22 protein-coding genes are annotated in these 24,986 nt (G+C 62.5%); 14 read left to right on the plus strand and 8 right to left on the minus strand.

The genetic code is table 11. The annotated features are described in order from the left end of the window. Window positions 1-292: 292 nt before the first annotated feature. Window positions 293-496: a hypothetical protein gene (locus ASC75_RS11630; protein WP_055974826.1), complete on the minus strand. Its 204-nt coding sequence runs from the start codon at window positions 494-496 to the stop codon at window positions 293-295. Then, window positions 493-2,052, minus strand: a complete 1,560-nt coding sequence (locus tag ASC75_RS11635) for a tyrosine-type recombinase/integrase (RefSeq protein ID WP_055974830.1) — start codon at window positions 2,050-2,052, stop codon at window positions 493-495. Before ASC75_RS11635 ends, ASC75_RS11630 begins: the two co-directional genes overlap by 4 nt. A 391-nt stretch (window positions 2,053-2,443) precedes the next feature. On the opposite strand from ASC75_RS11635, the gene ASC75_RS11640 reads away from it, so the two are divergent. Next, window positions 2,444-3,211, plus strand: a complete 768-nt coding sequence (locus ASC75_RS11640; RefSeq protein ID WP_055974832.1) for an aspartate/glutamate racemase family protein — start codon at window positions 2,444-2,446, stop codon at window positions 3,209-3,211. On the opposite strand, the gene ASC75_RS11645 is transcribed toward ASC75_RS11640, so the two are convergent. Further along, complete coding sequence (locus ASC75_RS11645; protein ID WP_055974836.1) at window positions 3,208-3,924, minus strand: GntR family transcriptional regulator; 717 nt, start codon at window positions 3,922-3,924, stop codon at window positions 3,208-3,210. The genes ASC75_RS11640 and ASC75_RS11645 overlap by 4 nt on opposite strands. A gap of 138 nt (window positions 3,925-4,062) precedes the next feature. Between ASC75_RS11645 and ASC75_RS11650 the strand changes: the two genes are divergently transcribed. The 13 genes from ASC75_RS11650 to ugpC all read left to right on the plus strand — a co-directional run bounded on the left by ASC75_RS11650 (window position 4,063) and on the right by ugpC (window position 19,810). After that, window positions 4,063-5,076: an ABC transporter ATP-binding protein gene (locus ASC75_RS11650; protein WP_184117377.1), complete on the plus strand. Its 1,014-nt coding sequence runs from the start codon at window positions 4,063-4,065 to the stop codon at window positions 5,074-5,076. 423 nt (window positions 5,077-5,499) lie between these two features. Further along, complete coding sequence (locus ASC75_RS11655; protein ID WP_055974837.1) at window positions 5,500-7,065, plus strand: ABC transporter substrate-binding protein; 1,566 nt, start codon at window positions 5,500-5,502, stop codon at window positions 7,063-7,065. A 57-nt stretch (window positions 7,066-7,122) separates the two neighbouring features. Then, window positions 7,123-8,088: an ABC transporter permease gene (locus tag ASC75_RS11660; protein ID WP_055974841.1), complete on the plus strand. Its 966-nt coding sequence runs from the start codon at window positions 7,123-7,125 to the stop codon at window positions 8,086-8,088. Continuing rightward, window positions 8,085-9,008: an ABC transporter permease gene (locus ASC75_RS11665; protein WP_055974845.1), complete on the plus strand. Its 924-nt coding sequence runs from the start codon at window positions 8,085-8,087 to the stop codon at window positions 9,006-9,008. The genes ASC75_RS11660 and ASC75_RS11665 overlap by 4 nt, the downstream gene beginning before the upstream one ends. 10 nt (window positions 9,009-9,018) lie before the next feature. Beyond that, a complete protein-coding gene (locus tag ASC75_RS11670) occupies window positions 9,019-10,218 on the plus strand; it encodes an amidohydrolase family protein (RefSeq protein WP_055974846.1) in 1,200 nt (399 codons plus the stop codon). Next, window positions 10,215-11,171 carry an oligopeptide/dipeptide ABC transporter ATP-binding protein gene (locus tag ASC75_RS11675; RefSeq protein WP_055974849.1) on the plus strand — a complete coding sequence of 319 codons (957 nt, stop codon included), beginning with the start codon at window positions 10,215-10,217 and terminating at the stop codon, window positions 11,169-11,171. Before ASC75_RS11670 ends, ASC75_RS11675 begins: the two co-directional genes overlap by 4 nt. Before the next feature lie 618 nt (window positions 11,172-11,789). Continuing rightward, complete coding sequence (locus ASC75_RS11680) at window positions 11,790-13,226, plus strand: extracellular solute-binding protein (protein ID WP_082496523.1); 1,437 nt, start codon at window positions 11,790-11,792, stop codon at window positions 13,224-13,226. A 77-nt stretch (window positions 13,227-13,303) separates the two neighbouring features. Next, on the plus strand, window positions 13,304-14,221 hold the full coding sequence (locus ASC75_RS11685; protein WP_162244916.1) for a sugar ABC transporter permease: 918 nt from the start codon (window positions 13,304-13,306) through the stop codon (window positions 14,219-14,221). 3 nt (window positions 14,222-14,224) lie between these two features. Next, window positions 14,225-15,118, plus strand: a complete 894-nt coding sequence (locus ASC75_RS11690) for a carbohydrate ABC transporter permease (RefSeq protein WP_055974858.1) — start codon at window positions 14,225-14,227, stop codon at window positions 15,116-15,118. Between the two features lie 58 nt (window positions 15,119-15,176). Beyond that, on the plus strand, window positions 15,177-16,253 hold the full coding sequence (locus ASC75_RS11695; RefSeq protein ID WP_055974861.1) for a sugar phosphate isomerase/epimerase family protein: 1,077 nt from the start codon (window positions 15,177-15,179) through the stop codon (window positions 16,251-16,253). After that, complete coding sequence (locus ASC75_RS11700) at window positions 16,250-17,182, plus strand: TIM barrel protein (RefSeq protein WP_055974864.1); 933 nt, start codon at window positions 16,250-16,252, stop codon at window positions 17,180-17,182. The genes ASC75_RS11695 and ASC75_RS11700 overlap by 4 nt, the downstream gene beginning before the upstream one ends. After that, window positions 17,179-18,651: an amidohydrolase family protein gene (locus tag ASC75_RS11705; protein ID WP_055974867.1), complete on the plus strand. Its 1,473-nt coding sequence runs from the start codon at window positions 17,179-17,181 to the stop codon at window positions 18,649-18,651. The genes ASC75_RS11700 and ASC75_RS11705 overlap by 4 nt, the downstream gene beginning before the upstream one ends. A 67-nt stretch (window positions 18,652-18,718) precedes the next feature. Continuing rightward, window positions 18,719-19,810, plus strand: coding sequence for a sn-glycerol-3-phosphate ABC transporter ATP-binding protein UgpC (gene ugpC / locus ASC75_RS11710; protein ID WP_055974870.1), 1,092 nt, complete (start codon window positions 18,719-18,721; stop codon window positions 19,808-19,810). A 42-nt stretch (window positions 19,811-19,852) separates the two neighbouring features. Here the strand turns inward: ugpC and ASC75_RS11715 are convergent, their stop codons facing one another. The 5 genes from ASC75_RS11715 to ASC75_RS11735 are packed head-to-tail and all read right to left on the minus strand — an operon-like array spanning window position 19,853 to window position 24,919. Continuing rightward, window positions 19,853-21,133 carry a glycoside hydrolase family 99-like domain-containing protein gene (locus ASC75_RS11715; RefSeq protein WP_082496525.1) on the minus strand — a complete coding sequence of 427 codons (1,281 nt, stop codon included), beginning with the start codon at window positions 21,131-21,133 and terminating at the stop codon, window positions 19,853-19,855. Further along, a complete protein-coding gene (locus ASC75_RS11720) occupies window positions 21,130-21,972 on the minus strand; it encodes a glycosyltransferase family 2 protein (protein ID WP_055974877.1) in 843 nt (280 codons plus the stop codon). The genes ASC75_RS11715 and ASC75_RS11720 overlap by 4 nt, the downstream gene beginning before the upstream one ends. A 39-nt stretch (window positions 21,973-22,011) precedes the next feature. Beyond that, window positions 22,012-22,767 (minus strand): TylF/MycF/NovP-related O-methyltransferase, encoded by a 756-nt coding sequence (locus ASC75_RS11725; protein WP_082496526.1) that lies wholly within the window; start codon window positions 22,765-22,767, stop codon window positions 22,012-22,014. An 8-nt stretch (window positions 22,768-22,775) separates the two neighbouring features. After that, window positions 22,776-23,996: a glycoside hydrolase family 99-like domain-containing protein gene (locus tag ASC75_RS11730; RefSeq protein ID WP_162244917.1), complete on the minus strand. Its 1,221-nt coding sequence runs from the start codon at window positions 23,994-23,996 to the stop codon at window positions 22,776-22,778. A 14-nt stretch (window positions 23,997-24,010) separates the two neighbouring features. Beyond that, entirely contained in the window at window positions 24,011-24,919 is a 909-nt protein-coding gene (locus ASC75_RS11735; RefSeq protein WP_082496528.1) for a class I SAM-dependent methyltransferase, read from the minus strand. Window positions 24,920-24,986 lie beyond the last annotated feature (67 nt).

The following is a 24,986-nucleotide window of genomic DNA, read 5'->3' on the forward strand; positions in this document are numbered from 1 at the left end:
GCAGTGGCCCCTCACGGGCGGTCCATGCCGGTACTGCTGGTTCCGCAACTGGGTGTCTGTGTACCGGATGGACTCGTGGGGCTTGCGGTGGGACCTAGGGGCCGGACTGGGAGGGGGAGGCGGTGGGGTTGGAGCAGGCTGGGGGAGCCCGTAAGCCGCAACGTAGTGCGGCCTGCAGAGCCCCTTGGCAGACACCATGCGGGTGCATCCGGGATGGCTGCAAGTTTCGTAGGTCGGCATTCGGTCTCCTCCTCCTCGCCGTCATCCCGGTGCCGCTAACTCATGTATAAGCCTAAAGCTGGGCTTCATGTGTGCCATAAGCGAGGTCCTCGCGTAGGCCCGCAAGCCATCGGGCTTCAAGGTCTGCCCCATTCAACCAATCCTCCAGGAAGTCAGAGGTGAATGGCGCGTCCAGTTTCAGCGCAAACTCGATGGCAGCGCGGTGGTCTGCTAACTTCGTGGCGGTCGGCAGCGTTTCAAGCGTCAAGTTGGTCATTTGGTAGTCTCTCCGTTTGATGCAAGGGGTGGTCTCGGTGGTAGCTTGACGGCCTCCACCACGGCGCGTCGTGCTTCCTCGGCGGACTGGCCGGGGTAATGCTGCATGGTCAGCTTCAAGATTTTCTCGATGTCCTCATCCTCATGGCCGACTACATCCGCGATGGCCCAAGGCGTGAACGCCGTAGCACCCTGCTCCCAGCGGACCTTCGCGGCCCTGATGAACCAGCGGCGGAAGGAGTGGAAATCCACATTGCTCTTGAGCTTGTCATTAGGTCTTTCATCCACCTGCACCTTCCGGCGATAGCGGGTGAAGGCCTTGGAGGCGGGGTCTGAGCGGCTCTCACGGGAGGCCGGGACATCGGGCAAGCCTTCGATGAGGTAGGCGCTTGATGGCCGTTCGGATGTCAGGCGCTCTATGGTCTCGGCAAGCTGGCTGTGTATCGGGACCTTACGGGCGGCATTGAGGGTCTTTCCCTGACGGATTGTGAAGACCCTGCCCTGGCAGTCCTCGACTCTTAGCTGACAGATTTCCTCCAGGCGCATCCCGCTCAGCGCGGCGACAAGCATTAGGTCCCGCATGTAGCGACTGGGCGGCTCCCTAAGCAGGCTCCCTACTGGACCATAGAGCAGGGTGGCGGCCTCGGTGTCGGTGTATGGCCTCTTGCCCTCGTCGGGCTCTGCCTCCCGGCGTTGGCGAGGTGCGGAGGGGAGACGCTGACCTAGCCATGGGTCCTCCAAGGCGTGGCCCTTTTCGATGAGCCACTTCCAGTACTCCCTCAAGAACCCGAGGTAGGCGTTCGCCTTGTCCCGCCCTCTCCCTACTACAAGGTACTCCGAGATGAAGCGGCCTGCCGTCTTGCGGGTCACGGTCTCGACGCTGGAGGCTTGCTGGTCCGCCTTGAGCCAATCTCCAAGCCACTTGATGGCTCGCCGGAAGTCCTGCTGGGTGGCAAGCCGGTAGTGCGCCTGGAAGTCCAGGAATGAGGTGGCGTGGTGATCCAGGGGCGTCACCTGACCACTCGCCATGTCATAGAAGCGCTTGGCGGTGGGATAGTCGGTGGCCTTCTCGATCTCCTCGGCGCGGTCTGTCAGGTAGTGCTGTGTGCCCTCGTCGGCAGCATGGAGGCGAAGGCGTAGCGCCTCGGCCTCAAGGGGGTCCTTACTGGTGAGGGCCTTGCGGGCCTCGGCAATCTTGCCCTTGAAGCGGGCGACGATGGGCCACTTCAGCTCATTGGCTAGCTTGAGGTCTGCCGTTCCAAGGCTCTGCTTGTATCGCGTACGGTTGAGGATGCCCTGCAATTTGCGAGGGACAAAGACCACCACGCGCCACTGCTGGCCGTGAAACTCAAGATGCGTGTTGCGACTAGACACAGAGGTCTGATCCCCCAGATTGCTCCCCCACCAATCAACGGGAAGCACCTGGAAGTCAAGCGCTGCAAGGGGTCTAAAGATGCGGGGGAGAGTGTCCCTCCCTCTCCGCCACTTGATCCAAGCTCCTTGATTTGAACCGGCCCCCGCCAGCAAGCTGCCGTCGACGCCCCCCATGAACAACATTCGCGTCGCCAGTGTGCGCTTGGAATATTCCTTCGCGTGCGCAGAGCAGCCTTAGAGCAACCGCTTGGTGTATACAATTATCTGACCGTACCAAATGACATTCCTTCGAGGCCGCGCCACGCGATCTTGGCCAATTCCCAACCGGCCTCTCCGCAAGCCATAAACCTATCAAAATCTTGGACTTATCTGCCGCCTTGCGTGGGACGCGAGCGCCCGTGTTCCGCCAAATCGCGCCAAGCTATGCCTCACCCGCTGCAGCAGCCGCTGGATTTCGTCACAAGCCGTGTTGACAACCACAAATTATATCCAATACGAATATCTAATAGTATACAATTTTGAAGCACGCGGGATTGGCCCGCGCTTCCACGTGCCCGCCGGCTCAGAGGATCGCATGAGGATCAAGCTCATCAATCCGAACACGACCCAGTCGATGACCGATCTCATCGGCGATGCGGCGCGGGCGGTGGCGGCACCGGGGACAGAGATCCTGGCGGTGACGTCGCGATCCGGCGCCGCATCGATCGAGGGTCACTACGATGAGGCGATGAGCATCATCGGCCTCGTCGACGAGATCATGGATGGACCGGCCGCCGATGCCTACGTCGTCGCCTGCTTCGGCGATCCGGGTCTGCTTGCAGCGCGCGAACTCACCGGAGCGCCGGTGTTTGGCATCGCCGAGGCGGCGATGCATGCCGCGACCTTCGTCGCCACCGGCTTTTCGGTCGTGACGACGCTCGAGCGCACCCGCATCATCGCCGAGCACCTCGTGCGCAACTACGGCATGCAGAACCATTGCCGCCGGGTGCGCGCCACCGATGTGCCGGTGCTCGAACTCGAAAAACCGGAATCGAACGCCCGCGCGATCATCCTCGCCGAATGCGAAAGGGCGCTCGCCGAGGACCGCTCGGAAGCCATTGTCCTGGGCTGCGCCGGCATGGCCGACCTGGCGAAATTCCTCGAGGACAGGTTGCAGGTGCCCGTGATCGACGGCGTCGTCGCGGCGGTCAAGTTTGCCGAGGCGGTCGTCGGCATGGGCCTGAAGACATCGAAGCGCGGCGACCTCGCCTATCCGCTGCCCAAGACCTATCGCGGCAAGCTCGCCGGCTATGCGCCCGACACGCGGCTTGCCGACGGGCTGGCGGCACGCAAGGTGAGTTAGCCGACCGGCTTGAACAGCGTCTTGAAGTCGACGCGAACGGGGTGATCGGCAAGGTCGATCTGAGCCTCGATATGACGGAGGTGGTGGTCCATGTACTGCGCAGCTTTCTTGCCGTCCCGCCGCTTCAGCGCGTCCACGATTTCCTTGTGCTCGCTATATGAACAGGGCACCGCGCCCGGCGACTCATACAAGGCGATGATCAGCGACGTCCGCGACACCAGTTCGTGGACGAAGTCGCGCAGCACCTCGTTTCCGGCAAGCGAGGCGAGTTCACGATGAAAATCCCCGGAGAGCTGCAGCCGCCTTTGCTTGCTGTCTTGCTCGCCTGCCTCCGCCTCGGCGCTCACCATGGCCGTCAGCCGATCGACGTCTTCCCTGGTGATCGTCGAGGCGAGCTTTTCGGTGAGGATGCATTCGACCCCGCGCCGCGCCTCGAACACCTGCCGCGCCTCCTCGATCGAGGGCTTGGAAACAAAGGCGCCCTTGTTGGGGATCAGGTCGACGAGCTTTTCGTGCGACAGCCGCTGCAGCACCTTGCGGATGATCGTGCGGCTGACGCCGAAGGCGGTCGCCAGCGCGTCCTCCTGCAATGCCGTTGCCGGCCTGATCTGGTGGTTGATGATCGCCGAATAGATCTCGCCGTGGATGTGCTCGTCGGTCGGGCCGCCACGCTTCCTGGTCTTGTCGGGGCTCGGCGGGACTGCGGATTTCAAGGCGCGGGGCTCGCGTAACATGTCACGATCCTGGTGAAGCGGCATAGGGAGGGCTGAGATGTATTCTATCCTGTACGTTGCTCGCTTGGAACACGCCTTTTCCGCCAGCACAATCCCTCAAGCAAAAGCGGTGCGATGATGCCTGTTCACGTTGTCGAGACCGGAACGGCGGCGCAGATCCTGCCCGTACTGGATGTACACAATCTCCGCATCGAATTTCCCTTGCGCCAGCGCGCGCTCGTTGCCGTCGATGACGTCTCGTTCAGCATCGGCAAGGGCGAAATCCTCGGTGTGGTGGGCGAGTCCGGCGCCGGCAAGTCGCTGACCGGAAGCGCCCTGATCGGACTGCTGCAACCGCCGGGCCGCATTGTGGGCGGCACCGTTCATCTCTCCGGTCAGCGCATCGACGACCTGCCGCAGGCCGAGCAGCGCAAGCTGCGCGGCCGTCACATCGGCGCGATCTTCCAGGATCCACTGACCAGCCTCGACCCTCTCTTCACCGTCGGCCGCCAGCTTACCGAAACCATCCGCGCGCACCATCCCGGCAATGCCGAGACGGCACGCGCGAAGGCGCTGCAACTCTTGCGCGAAGTCGGCATCGCCGATCCGGAGAACCGTTTCAACCAGTATCCGCACCAGTTTTCCGGCGGCATGCGCCAGCGCATCGTCATCGCCTTGGCGCTGGCTGGCGAGCCGGAGCTGATCATCGCCGACGAGCCCACGACCGCCCTGGACGTCTCGGTTCAGGCCCAGATCATCGGGCTCCTGAAGCGGCTCGCGGCAACGCGCGGCACGGCGATCATGCTGGTCACCCACGACATGGGCGTCATCGCCGAAACCGCGGACCGGGTGGCTGTGATGTATGCCGGCCGCGTCGTCGAGATCGGGCCCGTCGACGAGGTCATCCACCGTCCAAGCCACCCCTACACGGCCGGGCTGATGGCCTCGATCCCCTCGCTCAACAGCAAGGCAGTGCGCCTTGCCCAGATCGACGGCTCGATGCCGCGCCTTGGCAGCTGGCCCGACGGCTGCGCCTTCAACCCGCGTTGCCCCAAGGCCGGCACGCGCTGCCGGTCGGAGCTTCCGCACCTGGCGGACGCCGGCGGCACATCCGCTGCCTGCTTCATCCACCAGGGCGGCACCCAACTCTGACCGAAACCGCATCGCCGGCAGGTGCAGAGAGTTAGGCAATTCGCGCCTGCCAAAACGGCAATTGTTCTGCCTGCCTGTTTTCCGGGCATTTGTGTATACAATTGATGCATATCTGCGCATACAAGCCTGTAGACGAAGCGTATTCAATGTGAAATCATCCTTCCTGTCGGCTCTCAACAGGCTGGGTTCCAGTGACAAGCGATCGAGATCAGAACGGATCGAAAATGGGCATTCCCCGACCCTCGGGGGATGAGAGGATCGCGGCTTCGATCTTGTCACGCCGGCCACGCAGCACTGTTGAGCCACCTCAAGCACCCGATGGATGCCGCGCGTTTCGGCACGCTCGACGCCGCGTCCTCGGCCAGCCGACGCCTGAACGAGAAAACAAAAAGCCAACAAACAAGAACTGCGTGGGAACAGCCGATGAAAAACTACCTGAAACTGCTACTTCTCGCCTCGTGCGCCGGCCTGGCCGTCAACGCGGCTGACGCCAAGACGCTGCGGTTCGCTGAATCGCAGGAAATCAGCTCGATGGACCCTCACGCGGCGCGCGAGGATTTCACGCTCAGCCTGATCGGCAACGTTTACGAAGGCCTCGTCCGCTGGAACAAGGAACTGAAGATCGAGCCGGCCCTTGCCGAAAGCTGGGAGACCCTGTCCGACACCAAATGGCGCTTCCATCTGCGCAAGGGTGTTGAATTCCACAACGGCAACCCGTTCACCGCCGACGACGTGATCTTCTCCTTCGAGCGTGCCGGGTCGCCCGGCTCGCCCTTCGCCGGCCTGCTCGAGCCCATCGCCGGGGTGGTCAAGGTCGACGACCACACGGTCGACATGACGCTGAAGCGCAAATACGCCTTGCTGCTCAACGACTTTGCCGGATGGTACATCCTCGACAAGGAGTTCCAGGAATCGATCGGCGCCCAGAAGCCGCTCGACCTGTCGACCAACACCGGTGGCGCGATGATCACCCAGGGCGTCGGCACCGGGCCGTTCAAGGTTGCCAGCCGCGAGCCCGACGTGAAGACCGTCTTTGCCGCCAACGAAAAGTGGTGGGACAAGCGCGAGCACAACATCGACGAGATCGTCTACACGCCGATCGCCAACAATGCGACGCGCGTGGCAGCCCTGCTTTCGGGCGAGGTCGACTTCATCCGCAACGCGCCGCCGCAGGACGTCGCGCGCATCGAGGCAACCGCCGGCATGAAGGTGATGCGCGCCCCGCACCTGCGCAACATCTTCTACGGCATGGACCAGTTGTCCAAGACCCTGCCTGGCCTCGATTCCAATCCGCTCGCCGACGTGCGCGTCCGCAAGGCGATCTACCAGGCCATCGACGTCGAGGGCATCAAGCGTTCGATCATGCGCGACAACAGCCGTCCCTCGGCGATCATGATGGCGCCGGAACTGCCGTTCTACGATGCCAGCCTCGACGTCCGCTTCCCTTATGACATCGAGGCTTCGAAGGCGCTGCTCAAGGAGGCAGGTTACGCCGACGGCTTCACCTTGCCGATGGATTGCCCGGCCGGCTCATTCATCAATGACGAGCAGATCTGCCAGGCAACCGTCGGCATGCTGGCCAAGGTCGGCATCAAGGCGCAGCTGACGATGCACCCCCCCGTGCAGTTCGATACCGAGCTGCCGGCTGGCAAGTATTCCTTCTACATGCTTGGCTGGGCCGGCCTGCCGACGCTCGATGCCTACAACATCATCTCGGCGACATTCCATACGCCCACCGGCGATCTCGGCGCCTGGAATCCGAAGGGCTATTCCAACGCTCGGGTCGACGAACTGATCCCGCAGATCGGCACCGAATACGATGCCGAAAAGCGCCAGGAGATGATCTCGGAAGTCATGAAGCTGCACCGCGACGAGGTCGGCAAGATCATGCTGCACCAGCAGTTCCTGACCTGGGGCATGACCGACAAGGTCCATGCCATCGTGCCGGCCGACGAGTATACGCGGTTCTGGTACTACACGATGGACTGACGATTGATCGGAGGCTGGGCGCCTGGCGCCCGGCCTCTCTCTATTTCAGAGGCTGAGATGATTTCCTTGCTCGCCACGCGACTGACCAGCGTTGTCCTCGTGATGCTGGTCGTGTCCGCGCTTTCATTCTCCATCTTCAACTTCCTCGGCGACCCGGTGAACAACATCCTCGGCGTCAACGCCACGCTTGCCCAGCGCGAGGAGCTGCGTGTCGCCCTGGGTCTCGACCAGTCGACATTCGTCCAGTTCTGGCGTTTCGTCGAACGTGCGGTGGTCGGTGATTTCGGCGTTTCCTACCGCAACCGCCAACCCGTGGTCGACCTGATCCTCGCCCGCCTGCCGGCGACGCTGGAGCTGGTCCTGTGCGCCACGATCATCGCCCTTGCCGTCGGCATTCCGATGGGCGTCTACACCGCGCTCCGGCCGCGCGGCCTCGTCAGCCGCACGCTGCAGTTCGGTTCGCTGCTCGGCATCTCGATGCCGCAGTTCCTGATCGGCATGCTGCTGATCCTCGTCTTCTCGGTCGAGCTGCGCTGGCTGTCGGCATTCGGCCGCGGTGAAGTGGTCACGCTCGGCTGGTGGACGACCGGCCTGCTCACCGCTTCCGGCATCAAGGCGCTGATCATGCCGACCATCACGCTCGCCGTGTTCCAGGTGTCGATGATCATGCGGCTGGTGCGCGGCGAGATGCTGGAGGTGGTGCGGACGGATTTCGTCAAGTTCGCCCGCGCACGCGGCCTTTCCGACCGCGCCGTCTACCTGACGCATGCCCTGCGCAACAGCCTGCTTCCGGTCATCACCATCACCGGCCTGCAGATTGGCTCGCTGATTGCCTTCGCCATCGTCGTCGAGGCGGTGTTCCAATGGCCGGGCATGGGCATGCTCATTCTCCAGGCGATCGAGTTCGCCGACTTCCCGGTGATGGCGGCCTATCTCGCCTTCGTTGGCTTCAGCTTTGTCACGATCAACCTGATCGTCGACTTGATCTATCTCGCCGTCGATCCAAGGTTGCGTGCAAAATGAGCCAGTTTGTCCTCCGACTGAAAGCAATCGGCAACAGCGAACTGGCCTGGCGATTCAGGACCTCGCCGCCGGTCATCTTCGCCACCGTCGTGCTGGTGACGCTGGTCTTTTGCGCCGCCGCCGCCAACCTGATTGCCCCGCACAATCCGTTCGACCCGGCAACGCTCAACATCATGGATGCGCGCCTGCCGCCGGCGTGGATCAACGGCGGCTCCTCGACCTATCTGCTCGGCACCGACGAGCAGGGCCGCGACATCCTTTCCACCATCTTCTACGGCATGCGCGTGTCGATCCTCGTCGGCATCGCCGCCGTTGCATTCTCGATGACCATCGGCGTCGCCCTCGGCCTGATCGCCGGTTATCTAGGCGGCTGGGTCGACACCATCATCATGCGCCTCGGCGACATCCAGCTGAGCTTCCCGACGATCATGATCGCCTTCTTCATCGACGGCGTCGCCAAGATCGTCATGCCCATCGGCATGCGCGAGGAGATGCGCTTCTACGTCGTCATCCTGGCGATCGGCGTTGCCGACTGGGTGCAGTTCGCCCGCACCGTGCGCGCCGCCACCATGATCGAGCGCCGCAAGGACTATGTTGCGGCTGCCCGCATCAGCGAGGTCGGTGGCTTCCGCATCCTGCTGGCCCATATCCTGCCCAACACCATCGGCCCGGTGCTGGTCCTCGCCACGCTGGGCCTTGGCGTCGCCATCCTCACCGAGGCGATCCTGTCCTTCCTCGGCCTCGGCATGCCGCCGTCGCAGCCCTCATTGGGCACGCTGATCCGCGCCGGCAACGACTTGCTTCTGTCGGGCGAATGGTGGATCGCGCTGTTCCCCGGTGCCGCACTTGTCCTTCTGGTGCTGGCCGTCAACATCGTCGGCGACTGGCTGCGCGACGTCCTCAACCCCCGCCTCCGCTGAGACCCGCATCATGAACGATCTCCTGCTCACCAATGTTCGTCCCGACGCCGGCGCCCCGGCCAGCATCCTGATCGAAAACGGCCTGATCTCGGCCATCGGCCCCGACATCAAGCCGCACGATGGCGTCAAGGTCGTCGACGGCAAAGGCGCGATCGCCATCGCTCCCTTCGTCGAGGCGCATGTCCATCTCGACAAGATCCTGTGGGGCCTGCCCTGGCACGGCATCAACGTGCCGGACTCCTTGCGCGCGATGATCGACAACGAGGTCGAGATCCGCCGCACGCTGCCCTGGTCGGTCGCCGAGCGCGCCGGCAATCTGATGCGCCAGTGCGTCGCCAATGGCTCGACCCACATCCGCAGCCATGTCGACATCTCGCCCGAATACAAGCTCGACAATCTTCATGGCGTGCTTGCCGCTTGGGAGAAGACGAAACATGCGGTCGACCTCGAGATCGTCGCCTTCCCGCAGCTCGGCATGCTGATCGAACCCGGCACCGCCGAGTTGATGGAAGCCGCCCTCGACGAGGGCGCCTCTATCATCGGCGGCATCGACCCGGCCAGTGTCGATGGCGATGCCAAGGGCCATCTCGATACCATTTTCAACATCGCCCATCGCAAGCAGGCCAAGATCGACATCCACCTGCACGAACGCGGCGAACTCGGGCTCTACGAGCTGGGCCTCATCGCCGAGCGCGCCAAGGCGCTCGGGATGCAGGACAAGGTCATCGTCAGCCATGCCTTCTGCCTGGGCACCGCATCGCGCGACGAGCTTGCCCGCACCATGGACCTGCTCGCCGAGGCTGGCATCGGCATCATCTCTGCAGTACCCGGCGACATCCCCTTCCCGCCGATGTTCGAGCTCGCCGAATATGGCGTCCGCTGTGCGGTCGCGTCCGACTCGCTGCGCGACACCTGGAACCCGCACGGCAATGGCGACATGCTCGAACGCTGCTGGCTGCTGTCCTGGCGCAGCAACTGCCGCACCGATGCCGAGCTCACCGCAGCCCTCGACATGGGCACCAGGCGCGGCGCCGACCTGCTCGATCTCGACGGCCACGGGCTGGAGATCGGGTGCGACGGCAGCCTGGTCCTGATCGAAGGCGAGAACCTCGCCCAGATCGTCGTCGACCGGCCGAAGCGCGCGCTTGTCGTCAAGCGCGGCCTTGTCGTCGCAAGGGACGGCAAGTGGATCGACGGGGCCGGGGCATGAACGCAATCGTCACCGAACAACCCTTGCTCAAGGTCGCCAATCTTGGCCGCACCTTCGACGTCTCGGCGCCCTTCCTGCAACGGCTGGTGACCCGTGCGCCGCGGCGCAGCGTCAAGGCTGTGGACGGCGTCAGCTTCGCGATCAGTCCCGGCACGACCTTTTCGCTGGTCGGCGAGTCCGGTTGCGGCAAGTCGACGGTGGCACGCCTCGTTGCCGGGCTGGAAAAACCCACCCGCGGATCGGTCGACATTAGCAAGGCCAGCGGCGAGCGCGTCCGCCTGCAGATGGTGTTCCAGGATCCGGTCGGCAGCCTCAACCCGCGTTGGCGCATCGGCCAGAGCATCGCCGAACCGATGGCAAAGAAGCTCGACCGCGCCGAGCGCCGCAACCGCATCGGCGAATTGCTGGTCACCGTCGGCCTGGCACCCAGCGACGCTGACAAATATCCGCACGAGTTTTCCGGAGGCCAGCGCCAGCGCATCTCGATCGCCCGCGCGCTTGCCGCCGAAGCCGAATTGCTGCTGCTCGACGAGCCGACCTCGGCGCTCGACGTGTCGGTGCAGGCACAGGTGCTGAACCTGCTCAAGGACCTCCAGCAGCGGCTGGGGCTGACCTACCTGTTCATCAGCCACAATCTGTCGGTCGTGCGCTTCCTCACCGACCGCATCGGCGTGATGTATCTCGGCCGGCTGGTCGAGGAAGGACCGGGCGAACTCATCCTCGACAATCCCCAGCATCCCTACACCAGGCTGTTGCTCGAAACCGTGCCTGACCTGGAAGCGCCGAAACGCGACCGCGCGCCATTGGGTGGCGATATCCCGAGCCCGCTCAATCCGCCGAGCGGCTGTACCTTCCATCCGCGCTGCCCGTTGGCGATGGACATCTGCAGCAGGGAGCGGCCCGAACTGAAACGCTCGGCCAGCGGCGCCAACGTCGCCTGCCATGCCGCATAGGGATAAACCCGCCGGCTCCGGGAGGCGCTGCGAGCTTGGATCGCTCCGTATGCCCTGACATTGGCATGCGCCAGCATGCCTCTGCCGTCGAGGCGACCTTCCAACGACCTGCAAATCCGCGCCGCGACAATGGCAGCGCGCATGACCTCGGCCGCGCCGACCGCTCAATCGCCCGGGCCAATTGCCACGATCAAATCTCGCTTCGCCATGCCAGGGCCTGCGGCAGGCAGCACCACCCAGGCTGCCGTCTTGGCCCACGCATTTTTGTGTACAATCTTGTATCAAAAACATGTTGATTATGTATCCAATAGATGCAAGTCTGCGCTGACAGAAACAAACTGAACAGCCTGGACGATCCTACACCTGTAGGCTCCCGGTGAGAAAACTTAGCTTTTTCGGCCGGTTTCTCGCCTCGACAGCAAGCCAGCATATCCCTGCAGCGGTTCACGCTCGTTTCTGTATCTGTATCCAATCCTCTAACATCCAAGATCGGATGGAAGCGGGCATTCGGGTGCATGACGTTGGGAGTGAGGAGCGGTTTCTTTGCCGGCCTGGGCATTCGCCCGGGGAGCCGAAGGCTGCCGCATTGCGTCAATCAAGCAGGCATGAGGAGGAAACATGGCCGTGCAAAAAGATCTCGAAAATCAGGGCAAGGTATCTCGACGCACTGTTCTGGCAGGCATGGCAGGAGCCGCACTCACGGGAGCCATCGCATCCCGGGGCTTGGTCGGCAGCGCCAGTGCCCAAGGCAGCTACAAGCTCGACCTCGGCGGGTATGCCGGCCCCGAATTGACCAGCGAACCGGTGACGCTGCGCTTCATGCGCCAGGACTTCACGCCCGACGTCAACGCACTGCTCGAAGCCGCCTATGCCGAATTCAAGGCGGCCTATCCCAACATTTCGATCGTCGAGGAGAAGGTGCCTTACGGCGATCTGCAAAAGAAGCTGCTGGTCTACATCGCATCGGGGGATGCGCCCGATATCATGATGGGCCGCACCGATTTCACCGACGCCTACCACGCCGGCAACGTCGCCCTGCCGGTACAGGACTATTTCAGCGCCGACTACATCAACGACATTCCGGCCAACCTGCGCGCGGCGGCATCCTCCGGTGGCAACCTCTATTCGGTGCCCTGGGAAACCAGCGTGATGATGCTCTATTTCAATCGCGACCTGTTCCAGAAGGTCAAGATGCAGACCCCGCCCGAGGTCACCGGCCTCGACGGCGGCTGGACCGACGAGGAGCTCGTCGCCAATCTGGTCGAGATGAACGCCAAGCTCAAGGAAGCCGGCGACAATCAGTCCTGGGCACTTGCGGCCGCCGGCCAGGGCAATGGCGGCCCGGGAGCCAACTACAGCCAGCTCGAAAGCATCTGGATCCGCTCCCAGGGCGATCCGAACGCGGCCAAGGATTCGGCCGCCTACAAGACATTGATGGGCATCAGCGACGACGGCTTTACCGTCTCCGGCCACATCGACACACCCGAGGCGATCAAGGGCATGCAGTTCTATCAGAGCCTGTTCGCCAAGGGCCTGACCCCGCTCGGCCCCGTTCCGAACCAGTATCCCGGCGGGCTCGCCGCGACCTATTTCGGCGGCCTCAACTTCACCAACCGCTTCCGCGTGCCTGGCAAGGAACCCCCGTTCAAGTGGGGCGTGTCTCTGCCACCAAAGGGCAACATCGTCTTCAACGGCAACGGCTCGGATGCACCGCTGGTCTGGTCCAAGTCCCAGCACCCCGCAGAAGCCGTCGCGCTGCTGTCCTATCTCTGCAACGACAAGAACCGGCTCGCCTTCCACAAGACCTGGGGGTCGATGCCGTCGCGCACCTCGCTGCGCGAGCAGATGAGCGTGTTCGCCACGGAGCAGCCGTTCAAGATGGCCCAGGCCCTGTCCGACGCTTCCTACAGCGTGCCGCGCAGCCCCGGTTACTTCGACTACTTCAACGCCATGAACCCGGCGGTGAAGGACATCGCCCTCGGGGCCGATCCGGCAAAGGTCCTGCCCGACACGGCCGCCAAGATCGACCGCCTGCTGGCCAAGTACCGGCGCTGACCGGAAGGCCATCACGCCTGACGCGGCGGCCCACGGGCCGTCGCGAGATGTCGCCTGAGCAAGCGGAGGAGAATTCCATGCGATCGACGACGGCACCTGTGCGCAAGAAGCGGCAGTGGACCGGCCAGAACAGCAACATGATCCTTGGCCCGGCGATGATCCTGCCGGCGGTCGTTGCGCTCGCCCTGTTCCAGTATCTTCCGCTGATCACCGCTGTCTTGAACAGCCTGCAATCGTTCAGTCCGTTCGACCAGTCGTCGACAGGCTGGGTCGGCTTGGGCAACTATTCCGACATCTTCGCCGATCCGGCCTTCCGCTATGCGCTGCTCAACACCTTCCTTTACATCGTCCTGATGCTGGCGCTGACCATCCCGCTGGCACTGCTGCTCGCGGTGCTGCTCGACCGGCGCCTGCCCGGAACGACCTGGGCCCGCAATGCGGTGATCGGTGCGCTCGCCGCATCCGAGGCGGTGACCGCGCTCATCTGGAACCAGATGTACGAGCCCAGCAGTGGCCTGTTCAACGCCATCCTCCACGCTGCCAGCATACCAACGCAACCCTTCCTCACCGGCGGCAGCCAGGCGCTGGTGTCGATCGTCGTCATGACGGTTTGGAAGGACGTCGGCCTGCCGTTGCTGATCTTCCTCGCCGGGCTCCAGGCCATTCCGCGCGAACTGCACGAGGCGGCCCAGCTCGACGGTGCCAACGACTGGCAGATTTTCCGCAAGATCACCTTGCCGCAGCTGCGCCCCAGCATCGTCGTGGCGCTGTTCATGGTGACGATCACCGCCACGCGCATGTTTACCCCGATCCTGATCATGACCCAGGGCGGCCCCCAGGGAACGACGACCAACCTGGCGCTCTACTCCTACCTCCAGGGCTTCGAGTTCCAGTCCCAGGGCACGGCATCTGCAAGCGTCGTCTGCATGCTCGCGGTTCTTGCCATCGTCACGCTCGCGCAAAGCTACCTGTTGCGCGGACAGCAGGAGAAATAGGCCATGACCGCATCCTCCCTGACCCTGCAGGCTGAAAATGGCATCGACCGCACCGCGCGCCGTGCCGCCTTCCTGCACCATGGCGCCAGCATCCTGCTGCTTGCCGTGGTCGGCGCGGTGTTCGCCTTTCCGATCCTGTGGGCGGCCATGTCGTCGCTCAAGTCGACCGACGACATCATCACCGGAACCTATCCGCTGTCGTGGTCGTCCTTCGTGCCGCTCAAGGCGACGTTTGAAAACTACGTCTACCTGTTCAGCGAGCTGAATTTTCAGCGCAACCTGCTCAACACGCTGATCGCCGCTTGCGGCCAGGTCAGCGTCGCAGTGATCACCTCGTCGCTCGCCGGCTATGCGTTCGCCCGCCTCAACTTTCCGTTCCGCGATGTCGTGTTCGGGTTGCTTTTGCTGACGGCGTTCGTGCCGGTCGAGGCGATCATCGTGCCGCTCTACCGGATCATGCACTGGCTCGGGCTGGTTTCCACCTATCCGGCACTGTTCCTGCCCTTCGCCTGCAACCCCTTCGGCATCTTCCTGATGCGCCAGGCCTTCCGCGACATCCCGGTCGAGATGGAAGAGGCCGCCCGGCTGGATGGCGCCAGCCCGTTGCGCATCTTCTTTTCCATCGCCCTGCCCAACGTGCGCCCCACCCTGGCGACGCTGGTGCTGATCCAGTTCATCTGGTCGTGGAACGCCTATCTCTGGCCGCTCGTCATCATGCAGGATCCCAACAAGCAGATCGCCCAGGTGGCCATCGCCAACCTCAAGTCGATCCCCAACTCGCCGATGGATGGTCCGCTGTTTGCCGCCGCGACCGCCGTGACGATACCGCTCGTCATCCTGTCGATCGTGCTGCAGCGCTACTACGTCCGCGGCCTCGTCACCTCCGGCATGAAATAACCCGGCGCCACGCTGGCGCCGACCGCATCCAACGAACCTGAAAGAGGGAAGATCCGGCATGAGGATTGGCATCGACGGCCGCAAGATACCCGAGGCCGCAAAGCGCGGCCCCGTCGGCAGTCTCGACCACGGCAAGAGCCTGGGCATGGCCGGCCTGTTTTACCGCACCGTGCTCGACATGAGCCCGACGCTCGACCTCGGCGAACTTCGTGCCATCCGGACCCGTGCCGACGAGCTTGGCATGTATGTCGAGACCGGCCTCGGCAAGGTCAATCCCTATGCCAGCCCGGAGGCGCCCGAACTGCGCCTGGTCGGCGATGGCGACATCGTCCTGGGGTTCCGTCGGATGATGGAAGCCTGCGTTGCCATCGGCTGCACCGAGCTGTGGATCGCCACGGCCAACTACAAGCCGGTCTACAACGCCCGTTTTGCCTACGACCGCTTCCGCACCGACGTGACCTGGCCGGAACAGCTCGAGGCGACGCAGAGCTTCCTGCTCAAGCTGGCGCCGATCGCCCGCGACCTGGGAGTGCACATGAACATGGAAACGCACGAGGAGATCACCACCTTCGAGCTGCTGCGCCTGATCGAGGCCGTCGGCGAAGACGTCATGGGCGTCGTGCTCGACACGCTCAACCCGATGCAGCGCGCCGAGCATCCGGTCTTCGCCGCTCGCCGTGTCGCACCCTATGTCCGGCAGACGCACATCAAGGACGCCTATCTCGCCCATGTCCCGGGCGGCGTCACCATCCAGTCGCGCGCCTGCGGCGATGGCGTCGTCGATTTCCGCGAGGTCCTGAAGGTGCTGGCCGCGCACAACCCGACACTGAACCTGTCGCTGGAATGCGCCGGCCCGCGCGAAGCGAATTTCGTGCCGCGCCACACCTTGCTCGAGGTCTTCGACCGCGGCTGGCTGGCGAATCATCCCGATCTCGGCATCGACGAATATGCCGCCTTCCTCGAACTCGTGCAGGCCTATGCCGGCCGCATCGCATCGGGCGAGGTGCCGAGCTGGGACGCCTATGTCGCGGCACCCTTCGACTATGAGGAGTCCGTCGCCACCATCAGAAAGAGCACGGCCCACCTTCGCGCCATCTGCGACGAGTTGCAGCTTCCGCTCGAGGCCGCGGCATGATCGGCATCGTCAAGAGTTCATTGCCTGAGGGCCGCAGCCTGGACGCGTGCGAAGCCTTGCGCTCCGCCGCCCAGAAGGGCCTCAAGGGCGTGTTGTTCAACTCGCTGATCGACCTGAGCCCGGCCCTCGATCCGGCTGAACTGCGTGCCGTGCGTACCGAGGCCGACCGTCTTGGTCTCTACATCTCCTCGATGTTGGGGGTGCTCAACCCTGCACTGCCCTTCCGTGGCGAAGCCGTGGCCAAGGCAGGCGGCGGCGATCTGGAGACGGGCGTCAAGCGCCTGGTCCGCCTCGCTGCCGACATCGGCATCCATGACATGTTCTTCGTCATCGGCATGATCGAGGAGCGGTTCCATGACACCGTGAGCTGGCACGACCAGCGCCAGTCACTTGCGGCGATGCTGCTGCGCTGCGCACCGGTGCTGCGTGAGTGCAGGTCGAAGCTGCTGCTGAAGACCCACGAGGAGATCACCACCTCGGAAGTCGTGTCGCTGGTCAGGACGGTCGGCCCGGACCTGCTCGCCATCGCCTTCGATCCGGTCAATGTCGTCTGTCGGCTCGAAGACCCGCTTGAGGCGGCACAACGGGTGGCGCCTTATGTCGCCCAGGTTCACGTCGATGATGCCATCGTCCGTTTCCAGGACGGCGGCATCCGCCGATACCTCGCGCCCATCGGCGAAGGCGTCCTCGATTGGGCAGCGATCATGGCGCTGATGCCCGACGCCAAAGTGTGGGTCGAGATGCACAGCGGCCAGTTCGCCATGCCGATCTTCGACCCTGCTTGGTTGCACGCCCAGCCCGATATCGCCCTTGCCGAATACGCTTCGGTGCTTGCCATGGCAGCCAGCTTCGGACGGCGCGCAATGCCCTGGAACCAGGACACGCCTGTCGAACGCCTGCCGAACGCCCTGCGGAGATTCCAGCCATGACCGACCTTCTGCTGCTTCACGGCACCGTCATCGCGGTCGACCGCGAGCGCCGCATCATCGAGGACGGCGCGGTTGCCATCTCGGGCGACCGCATCGTCGAGGTTGGCACATCGGCCGACCTCGAACCCAAGCACGCCGGCAAGAAGGTGATCGACTGCCGGGGCAAGCTGATCATTCCTGGTCTCGTCGATGCTCATGGCCACGCCGGCCATTCGCTGATCAAGACGATCGGCGCCGACAGCCCGTCGGTGTGGATGCGCATCGTCACCCCGACCTATTTCCACTATACGACGCGCGACTTCTGGTATGCCGACGGCCTGGTTTCGGGCCTCGAACGCCTGCGCGCCGGCGTGACCACCGGCGCCAGCATCATCGCCTCGATGCCGCGCAGCGACGATCCGGTCTTCGGCATCAATCACGCCCGCGCCTATGCGGAAGTGGGCATTCGCGAGATCCTCTGCGTCGGGCCGACAGGATTGCCCTGGCCGCATCCGGTCACGCGCTGGGAGAGCGGCAGGCCGGAGCGCCGGAACATCGGCTTCGAAGAGATGATCGAAGGCGCCGAAGCGGTGATCGAAGCCTGCAATGGCAGCGCCGATGGCCGCATCAAGGTCTACCTGACCCCGTTCACCATCGTGCCTTCGGTCGACCCGTCAAACCCGACGACGCCCGACAAGGCGACCAGGCTTACCGACGACGACCGCATGCAGGCGCGCCGGGTGCGCGAGACCGCCCGCAAATGGGGCGTCCGCATCCATTCCGACGCCTTCGCCGGCCATGTCCGGATGGCGTTCCAGGACAAGGAAAACGCCCTGCTCGGCCCGGACGTGCACCTGCAGCACTGCATCGGCCTGTCGCACGAGGAGGTCGATATCCTTGCCGAGACCGGCACCCACATGACCCATTCGCCGGGTGGCCGCGCGCCGATCCTCGACATGATCTCGAAGGGCGTCAATGTCGCCATCACCTCGGATGGAACCGCGCCGCGCCGGCCGTTCGACATGTTCCAGATGGCGCGCATGGCCCAGTTCGGCCAGCAGTTCCTACATGCAGACCAGTATCTACTGCCGCCCGGCAAGCTGCTCGAAATGATCACCGTCGATGCGGCCAGGGCGCTCGGGCTCGAACACGAGATCGGCTCGCTCGAAGCCGGCAAGAAGGCCGACGTCACCATCCTCGACATGCGCCAGCCGCACCTGACGCCGAACTGGATGTTTGTGCACCGCCTGATGTACCAGGCGGTCGGATCGGACGTCGACACCGTCATCGTCGACGGCAAGATCCTGATGCAGGATCGCAAGGTGCTGACCACCGATGTCCGCGACGCGCTCGATTTCGGCGAGCGCGAGGCCCGCGCCCTGGTCGAGCGCGCCGGCCTGCAAGCCCATATGCGCGACCCGGGCTGGGGCAAGCTCAGCCGCAGCTTCGACGAGCCGATCGATCTGCCGCTGCCGCCCGCGGTCGACTGACGCTACGACCGGCGCGTCTTTCGCGCCGGTCGAATCCACCAACGCCGCATCCTGAGGGAGACAGAAGATGGCCCAGATCGATATCCGTGACGTCCGTAAATCCTATGGCACGACCGCCGTCCTGCACGGCGTCTCGATCGACATCCCCGATGGCGAGTTCGTCATTCTCGTCGGCCCCTCCGGCTGCGGAAAATCGACGCTGCTGCGCATGATCGCCGGCCTCGAAACGGTCACCAGCGGCGACATCCAGATCGGCAATCGCGTCGTCAACCACGTCGCCCCCAAGGACCGCGACGTCGCCATGGTGTTCCAGTCCTATGCGCTCTATCCGCACATGAGCGTCTACGACAACATGGCCTTTTCCCTGCAACTCGCCCGCGTTCCCAAGGCGGACATCGACACGCGCATTCGCAACGCCGCCGAAATGCTGAGCCTGACGGCGCTGCTCCAGCGCTACCCCCGCCAGCTCTCCGGCGGCCAGCGCCAGCGCGTCGCCATGGGCCGGGCCATCGTGCGCAACCCGCAGGTCTTCCTGTTCGACGAACCGCTTTCCAACCTCGACGCCAAGTTGCGCGTCCAGATGCGCACTGAAATCAAGGCCCTGCACCAGCGCCTGAAGACCACCACCGTCTACGTCACCCACGACCAGATCGAAGCAATGACCATGGCCGACAGGATCGTGGTTATGCATGACGGGATCGTCGAGCAGATCGGCACGCCGCTCGACCTCTACGACCGCCCGGTCAACCTGTTCGTCGCCGGCTTCATCGGCTCACCGGCGATGAACTTCCTTAGCGGACGCATCGCCGCCGACGGCAGCAAGGCCTTCATCACCGACGACGGCTACCGGCTTCCGCTCAAGAACGTCCCGGCCGACGGCGCCGGTCGCCAGGCGATCTACGGCATCCGTCCTGAGCACTTCGTGCTTGGCGGCGCCAATTCTGTCCCGCTCACCGTTGAGGTCATCGAGCCGACCGGCTCGGAAACCCAGGTGTTCGCCAAGCTGGGGGACAACAACGTCGTCGGCGTGTTCCGCGAGCGCATCGACGTGCGGCCCGGGCAGGCCATTTCGGTTGTCCCCGACCTGGACCATGTGCATCTGTTCGACGCCGACACCGGTGTCCGCCTCGTTGCCCGCAAGGAAGCGCTGGCAGCATGATTCAGATACGCTGGGCGATCCCCGGCGTGCCGCGCGGAAAGGTCAGGTCTCGATGGCGCTGGCCCTTGCCTGGTCCGCATGGACCCGAATGGCGGCAGCACAGGCATCGAGATAGGCATAGCCATATCTCAGATCGGGTTCGAGATACGCACCCTCGCCCCATTCGTTCCAGGCGTTGATGAAAACCAGGCGCTGGTCGGGAGGATTTTTCGATGCGCGCTGCATGGCCTGCGTCAGCCACTGCTCGAACAGCTTGGGTGTCGATCCATGGTAGATTTGGGCGGAACGGGGCAGACGCGCGCTGTTGTCCCACGATGGCATGACCCCCGGATGGACCACGCCCTGCCCCGCCGGTTTGGCCTTTTCGGCAGCCACCACATCGGCATAGTTTCGAATTCGGCCACCATCCCTGAAATGGGAGACTGCCAGGCCCTTTTCGATGTTGGTTGTGCGGACCTGGTGCGGCGGAAACTCCGACAAGGCGTCGAAGCCATATTGCTCGTGGCCGGCGAAATCGAAGGCGTTGGTCGCGATCAAATAGATGCCCGGATAGCCCATCCGTTCCATTTCGTCGCGCCAGCGCGCAATGGTTGCCTTTAGGTCGGGAAAGAGGCTGGCACGATAGATCGTGAAAACCGGCTTGCCGTCGATCTTCAGGTAGCGCTGATCGCGGAAATACCTGTCGAGACCGCGAATGACGGCGATGTCGTCTTCGGCCGAATGCCTCTGTGCCATGAGCACGTCCTGCTCGCGGCCGGACCAGCGCCGCGACCACGTCTCGTTGGCCCAGCACAGGCAGAACGGCAGATCGAGGCTCGTCGTCTCCAGATAGTGGTCGAGCGGCCTCTCGAGCAGCCGCCTGCCACCAAACCAGTAGAAATGAAAACAGAAGGCCGAGATGCCATGGAGCTTGGCAAGTTCGACCTGTCGTTCCATGACTTCCGGCAGGCGCAGGTCGTAGTAGCCGAGTTCTCCCGGAAGCCGCGGCTGATAGTGGCCCTCGAAGACAGGAAACGCGCGCGCCACGTTGCGCCACTCGGTGAACCCCTTGCCCCACCACGCGTCGTTTTCCTCGATCGCATGGTACTGCGGCAGGTAGTAGGCGATCAGCCGGACGTCGGCCTGCGGCGGCTCTTCGGCTGAAATCGGCACGTGGTCGGTAGGCGGGTAACGTCCCATCGCATTGCCGACATAGCAATCATACATCCGAGCGCCCGTTGCGGAATGCCAGGTTCCGGGCCGGACGGCACGGCGCAACAAGGCCCACAGCTTGCGCGGCCATGACACCTGCTCGCGCCATGGAACCCCGGCGCGCTCGCTCATGAACGCCCGCCGGCATTGTCCATCGGGCGAGCATTGAGGCCGCGCAGGAAGCCGAGAAGCTTGGAACGCCGCGCGCTGCTAAACAGCACATGGGGCGCCATCAGCTTCAGCCACGAGCGGTGGCGCTCCGCCGGCAGGTCGAGGCGCAGGTGATGCTTGTTCATGACATAGACGAGCGAACGGCCCATGGCTTCGCCCTTGATACGTCCGGACTGTGCCGATCGGGCGCTGGAGCAGCCTTCGGCGTGATCGATCACAGCCGCGGCAGCGAGCCGAATCCCGATGCCAGCCTGCCGCAGGCGCAAGCTGAGGTCATCATCCTCATGGAACAGGAAAATGTTCTGGTCGAAGCCGCCAACCCGTTCGAAATGCTCGCGGCGGATGAAGATGCACGCGCCATGCAGAACCGGAATGTCGCAATCGCTGTCGGGCGGCGCCCCAAGCCAGAAATCGGAGGCCGGCAGCAGCCTCGACCAGCGCCTGAAGCGACGGCGCGTACCTGAATAGAAGCGCGGATTGAAGGCAGCGTGTGGGTAGGAAGCCGCAGCCGACACCAGCGCCTCGATGGCGCCGGGTTCGAACCTGACGTCCGGATTGACGAACAGCAGGAACGCCCCGTCGCCGGCAGCGGCGCCCACGTTGCAGGCGCTGCCATAACCGACGTTTTCGCCGATTTCGACAACCTCGACGCCGGCAGCCGCCGCCACCGCGACGGAACCATCGGAACTGCCATTGTCGACAACGATGACATTCACAAAGTCGGGGATGCTGCCAAGAAACGGCCCAAGAACCGAACCGCTATTGTAGCTCACGACGATCAGATCGATGTCGAAGTTCATATTATTGTCCGCATCTCAGAGCGACAACTCCCGCAGAGCTCAAGGCACTCGAAAGCACACCCCGACACCATCTATAGGTTCCATTCTCAAATCTAGCGATCGCGATTGAAGGAAGTCATCGACTGCCTGCTTGGCGGCCGGCACCACGTTGTAATCGTCAACTATTACCCAGCCACCGGTTGGAATACGGTCATAGAGATGGACCAGCGGATCGATAGTAGATTCGTACATATCACCGTCGAGTCGTAGCACCGCTACGTTTTTGCATGGGAGCGTCGGCATGGTGTCACGAAACCACCCTTTTACAAAAACGACTTGGTCATCGAGCAGATCAAACTTCGCAAAATTTGATCTCACGGCATCCAAGGATACCGACAAGTCTACGTAGTTATGGAAGACGGAGCCTTCGTCCACTGGAAACTTGTCGGGGTTCGGGCGCGGAAGACCCTCGAACGAATCGCAAGCAAAAACTCTGCGGTCCGTTACGCAATATGCCTGTAACACCGCACGGGCCATGATACTTGCTCCGCCCCTCCAAACGCCGGTCTCCACGAAATCTCCCGGAACATCCGAGCCGATCACGGATTCCAAAAGTCTCCTCACATTCTCCAGGCGCTTTGATCCGACCATGGTGAAAGCGCGTGAAGGCCAGTCCCAACCGTGAGCCCTGAGGTTGGCGTCATATGCCACTGCCCCGCTCGCAGGCAGCGGTGGATCCTCGCATATCGAACCATCAAGCGATGCGGCAACCACTTTGAGATAGCGATTGCGAATATCTTGAATATAGTCGCCCATATCTACGCTTATCCCAGAGACCTTAACTTAGACCTCATTTTTTTCCAGGCGCGACTTGCCGCATTTTTCTTTTTAACTTTGAAATATGTGAATTGCGCTTGGGCTTCGTGACCATCGGAAGCCTCGGCGGGAATACCGCTGTGCGTCCACTTCATGTAGTTAGATCCTTGTCTAGCGCGTGCGGTTGCTTCAAGAAATTGGTGCCCGTACCTTCGGTCAGGCTCCAAATGGCAACCCTCTGCCCATTCGTTCCACGCATTGATGAAAAGCAGGCGCTCCTTCCCGGGATAGTCCTCGACAGTTTTGCGAATTGCCTCGGACAGCCAGTATTCATAGTTTTCCGGCGTCCCGTTTAGGATCACTGTTCCCCGCGCACCTCGCCGAGCCGTATTGTCCCAAGATGGAAAAACTCCCCTGAACCCACTGTTGGCATCGTCGTATCTGCGGGCAAGGTACATCTCTGCAACGTCCTTGTAGTCGGGGCAATATCCCTCATAGGGAGCGAAGAAATTGAGTTCCGTAGCTCGGTTGGCTGCCGTCATGTTATGAGGCGGAAATTCCACCCCACTGTCGAAGCCATAGGCCTGGTGGTCCCAGTTGCCATGCGTGAGTGCGCACGCGACATGCAAATTCGGAAAGCCTTTTTTGGCGCAGTACTGCCGCCAGACCTCTACAGAGCGCCGTGAGTCTGGCAAATGCTGTGGACGGTACACGAGCAGAAGTGGAGCGCCATCGACCCGGATATATCGCGGGTCCTCAAAAAACGGCATGAGGCTTTTGATGAATTCGACGTCATCCGTAGCTTGGTATTTTTGGGCAATAAGGACTTCTTGCTCGGCCGCATCCCACCGGCGCGTCCAGTTCTCGTTGGCCCAACACAAGCAGAAGGGCATGTTGCTTTGACGATCTCCCAGCATGTCGTCCAGTGGCTGTTCAAGCAACCGCTTTCCGGAGAACCAATAGTAGTAGTAGCAGAAACCATCAATTCCAAACAACTTGGCAAGCTGGATCTGCTCTCGGCGAGTTTCCCGCACCCGCAAATCATAGAAACCCATGTCGGCAGGAAGATGTGGTTGATAGTGCCCCGCAAATTGGGGGCCAACTTTGGTCACATTGGTCCACTCAGTGAAGCCCTTACCCCACCATAGATCATTCTCTGGAATAGGATGAAATTGCGTCAGATAAAACGCGATTAGCTTAACGCGATCACGGTCACTCTTTGCTAGCACGGAATCCACTCCGCTTATGAACCAAACAACCGCCGAGCGAAACGCCCAATGGGTGTCCTGCCGGAGTGCACACGGACAGCGACGCCGTCCCCCATGGTCGATCGTAAGTCGCTATCGTTCCCCGGGGAAAACGAAGACATGACCGATTCCCAATAAGACGCCACCTTCTTTTCCGGAGCAGGAACGTCCACACTCATGAGATCTATTTTGCCAACTGCACGCTCTCGTGGTACCGACCTAGTAACCACCTGGTATACATGCGAATAGCGGTTACGCTCGAGAGCATTCCGGACGTCTTCGGGAAGCCTTGCCCACCTGTGCGCAAATTCGGTCATCTGAGGCGTACGAACAACATACTCCGCCTGCTCGATTTCTAGTCCCTGGGACTGAATAAGAGCTTGCACGTTTTTGATACCGAAGAAGCGGATATGCGTCTTATCCAGAAGGCCCCAAGGGCCGTACTGAAAATCTTCGTCCAAGAGGCACGCCGCAACAGCAGAATGCCCCACATGAGGAATGGATAAGATTACCGATCCTGTGTCGTTGAGCAGGGCTTTCATGCCGTTGAGCACCCTCCAGGGATCGTAAACATGTTCCAGAACGTCCGCCGCGATGACGACGTCAAATTTCCCCTCCAGGTCTTCGATGTTTTGGTGCCACGTGGGGTCGTTAAGATCCAATTTGTACACGCTCCGCGCAAAAGGCTTCAGCTTTTCTAATGCCTCGGGTTCGATCTCCAATGCGACTACGTCGCAGCCAAGCGTCCCAGAAAGATGTCGCGTGATAGAGCCCGGACCTGCTCCAATTTCCAGTACTTTCTTTCCAGTTCCAACCATCCGGAGCACGCGAGCTGGTGCTACATCGCTGCCCAGATCAATATCGTATTCGTATTTGTGCGCCGTTTTGCCATTGCGTTTGGCCATATTGATCAATCCTATGACGTAGTTCAGTTCGTATGTTGGTCTGGCAGCGCTGTCGACTGGTTTTTGT

This window comes from Aminobacter sp. DSM 101952, from assembly GCF_001424795.1.
Classification (GTDB): domain Bacteria; phylum Pseudomonadota; class Alphaproteobacteria; order Rhizobiales; family Rhizobiaceae; genus Aminobacter; species Aminobacter aganoensis.

Excerpts from the sequence above, each read along its gene's own strand:
- ASC75_RS11630 (WP_055974826.1), bottom strand. The coding sequence starts at position 496 with ATGACCAACTTGACGCTTGAAACGCTGCCGACCGCCACGAAGTTAGCA.
- ASC75_RS11635 (WP_055974830.1), bottom strand. The coding sequence starts at position 2,052 with ATGTTGTTCATGGGGGGCGTCGACGGCAGCTTGCTGGCGGGGGCCGGT.
- ASC75_RS11640 (WP_055974832.1), top strand. The coding sequence starts at position 2,444 with ATGAGGATCAAGCTCATCAATCCGAACACGACCCAGTCGATGACCGAT.
- ASC75_RS11650 (WP_184117377.1), top strand. The coding sequence starts at position 4,063 with ATGCCTGTTCACGTTGTCGAGACCGGAACGGCGGCGCAGATCCTGCCC.
- ASC75_RS11655 (WP_055974837.1), top strand. The coding sequence starts at position 5,500 with ATGAAAAACTACCTGAAACTGCTACTTCTCGCCTCGTGCGCCGGCCTG.
- ASC75_RS11660 (WP_055974841.1), top strand. The coding sequence starts at position 7,123 with ATGATTTCCTTGCTCGCCACGCGACTGACCAGCGTTGTCCTCGTGATG.
- ASC75_RS11665 (WP_055974845.1), top strand. The coding sequence starts at position 8,085 with ATGAGCCAGTTTGTCCTCCGACTGAAAGCAATCGGCAACAGCGAACTG.
- ASC75_RS11670 (WP_055974846.1), top strand. The coding sequence starts at position 9,019 with ATGAACGATCTCCTGCTCACCAATGTTCGTCCCGACGCCGGCGCCCCG.
- ASC75_RS11675 (WP_055974849.1), top strand. The coding sequence starts at position 10,215 with ATGAACGCAATCGTCACCGAACAACCCTTGCTCAAGGTCGCCAATCTT.
- ASC75_RS11680 (WP_082496523.1), top strand. The coding sequence starts at position 11,790 with ATGGCCGTGCAAAAAGATCTCGAAAATCAGGGCAAGGTATCTCGACGC.
- ASC75_RS11685 (WP_162244916.1), top strand. The coding sequence starts at position 13,304 with ATGCGATCGACGACGGCACCTGTGCGCAAGAAGCGGCAGTGGACCGGC.
- ASC75_RS11690 (WP_055974858.1), top strand. The coding sequence starts at position 14,225 with ATGACCGCATCCTCCCTGACCCTGCAGGCTGAAAATGGCATCGACCGC.
- ASC75_RS11695 (WP_055974861.1), top strand. The coding sequence starts at position 15,177 with ATGAGGATTGGCATCGACGGCCGCAAGATACCCGAGGCCGCAAAGCGC.
- ASC75_RS11700 (WP_055974864.1), top strand. The coding sequence starts at position 16,250 with ATGATCGGCATCGTCAAGAGTTCATTGCCTGAGGGCCGCAGCCTGGAC.
- ASC75_RS11705 (WP_055974867.1), top strand. The coding sequence starts at position 17,179 with ATGACCGACCTTCTGCTGCTTCACGGCACCGTCATCGCGGTCGACCGC.
- ugpC (WP_055974870.1), top strand. The coding sequence starts at position 18,719 with ATGGCCCAGATCGATATCCGTGACGTCCGTAAATCCTATGGCACGACC.
- ASC75_RS11715 (WP_082496525.1), bottom strand. The coding sequence starts at position 21,133 with ATGAGCGAGCGCGCCGGGGTTCCATGGCGCGAGCAGGTGTCATGGCCG.
- ASC75_RS11720 (WP_055974877.1), bottom strand. The coding sequence starts at position 21,972 with ATGAACTTCGACATCGATCTGATCGTCGTGAGCTACAATAGCGGTTCG.
- ASC75_RS11725 (WP_082496526.1), bottom strand. The coding sequence starts at position 22,767 with ATGGGCGACTATATTCAAGATATTCGCAATCGCTATCTCAAAGTGGTT.
- ASC75_RS11735 (WP_082496528.1), bottom strand. The coding sequence starts at position 24,919 with ATGGCCAAACGCAATGGCAAAACGGCGCACAAATACGAATACGATATT.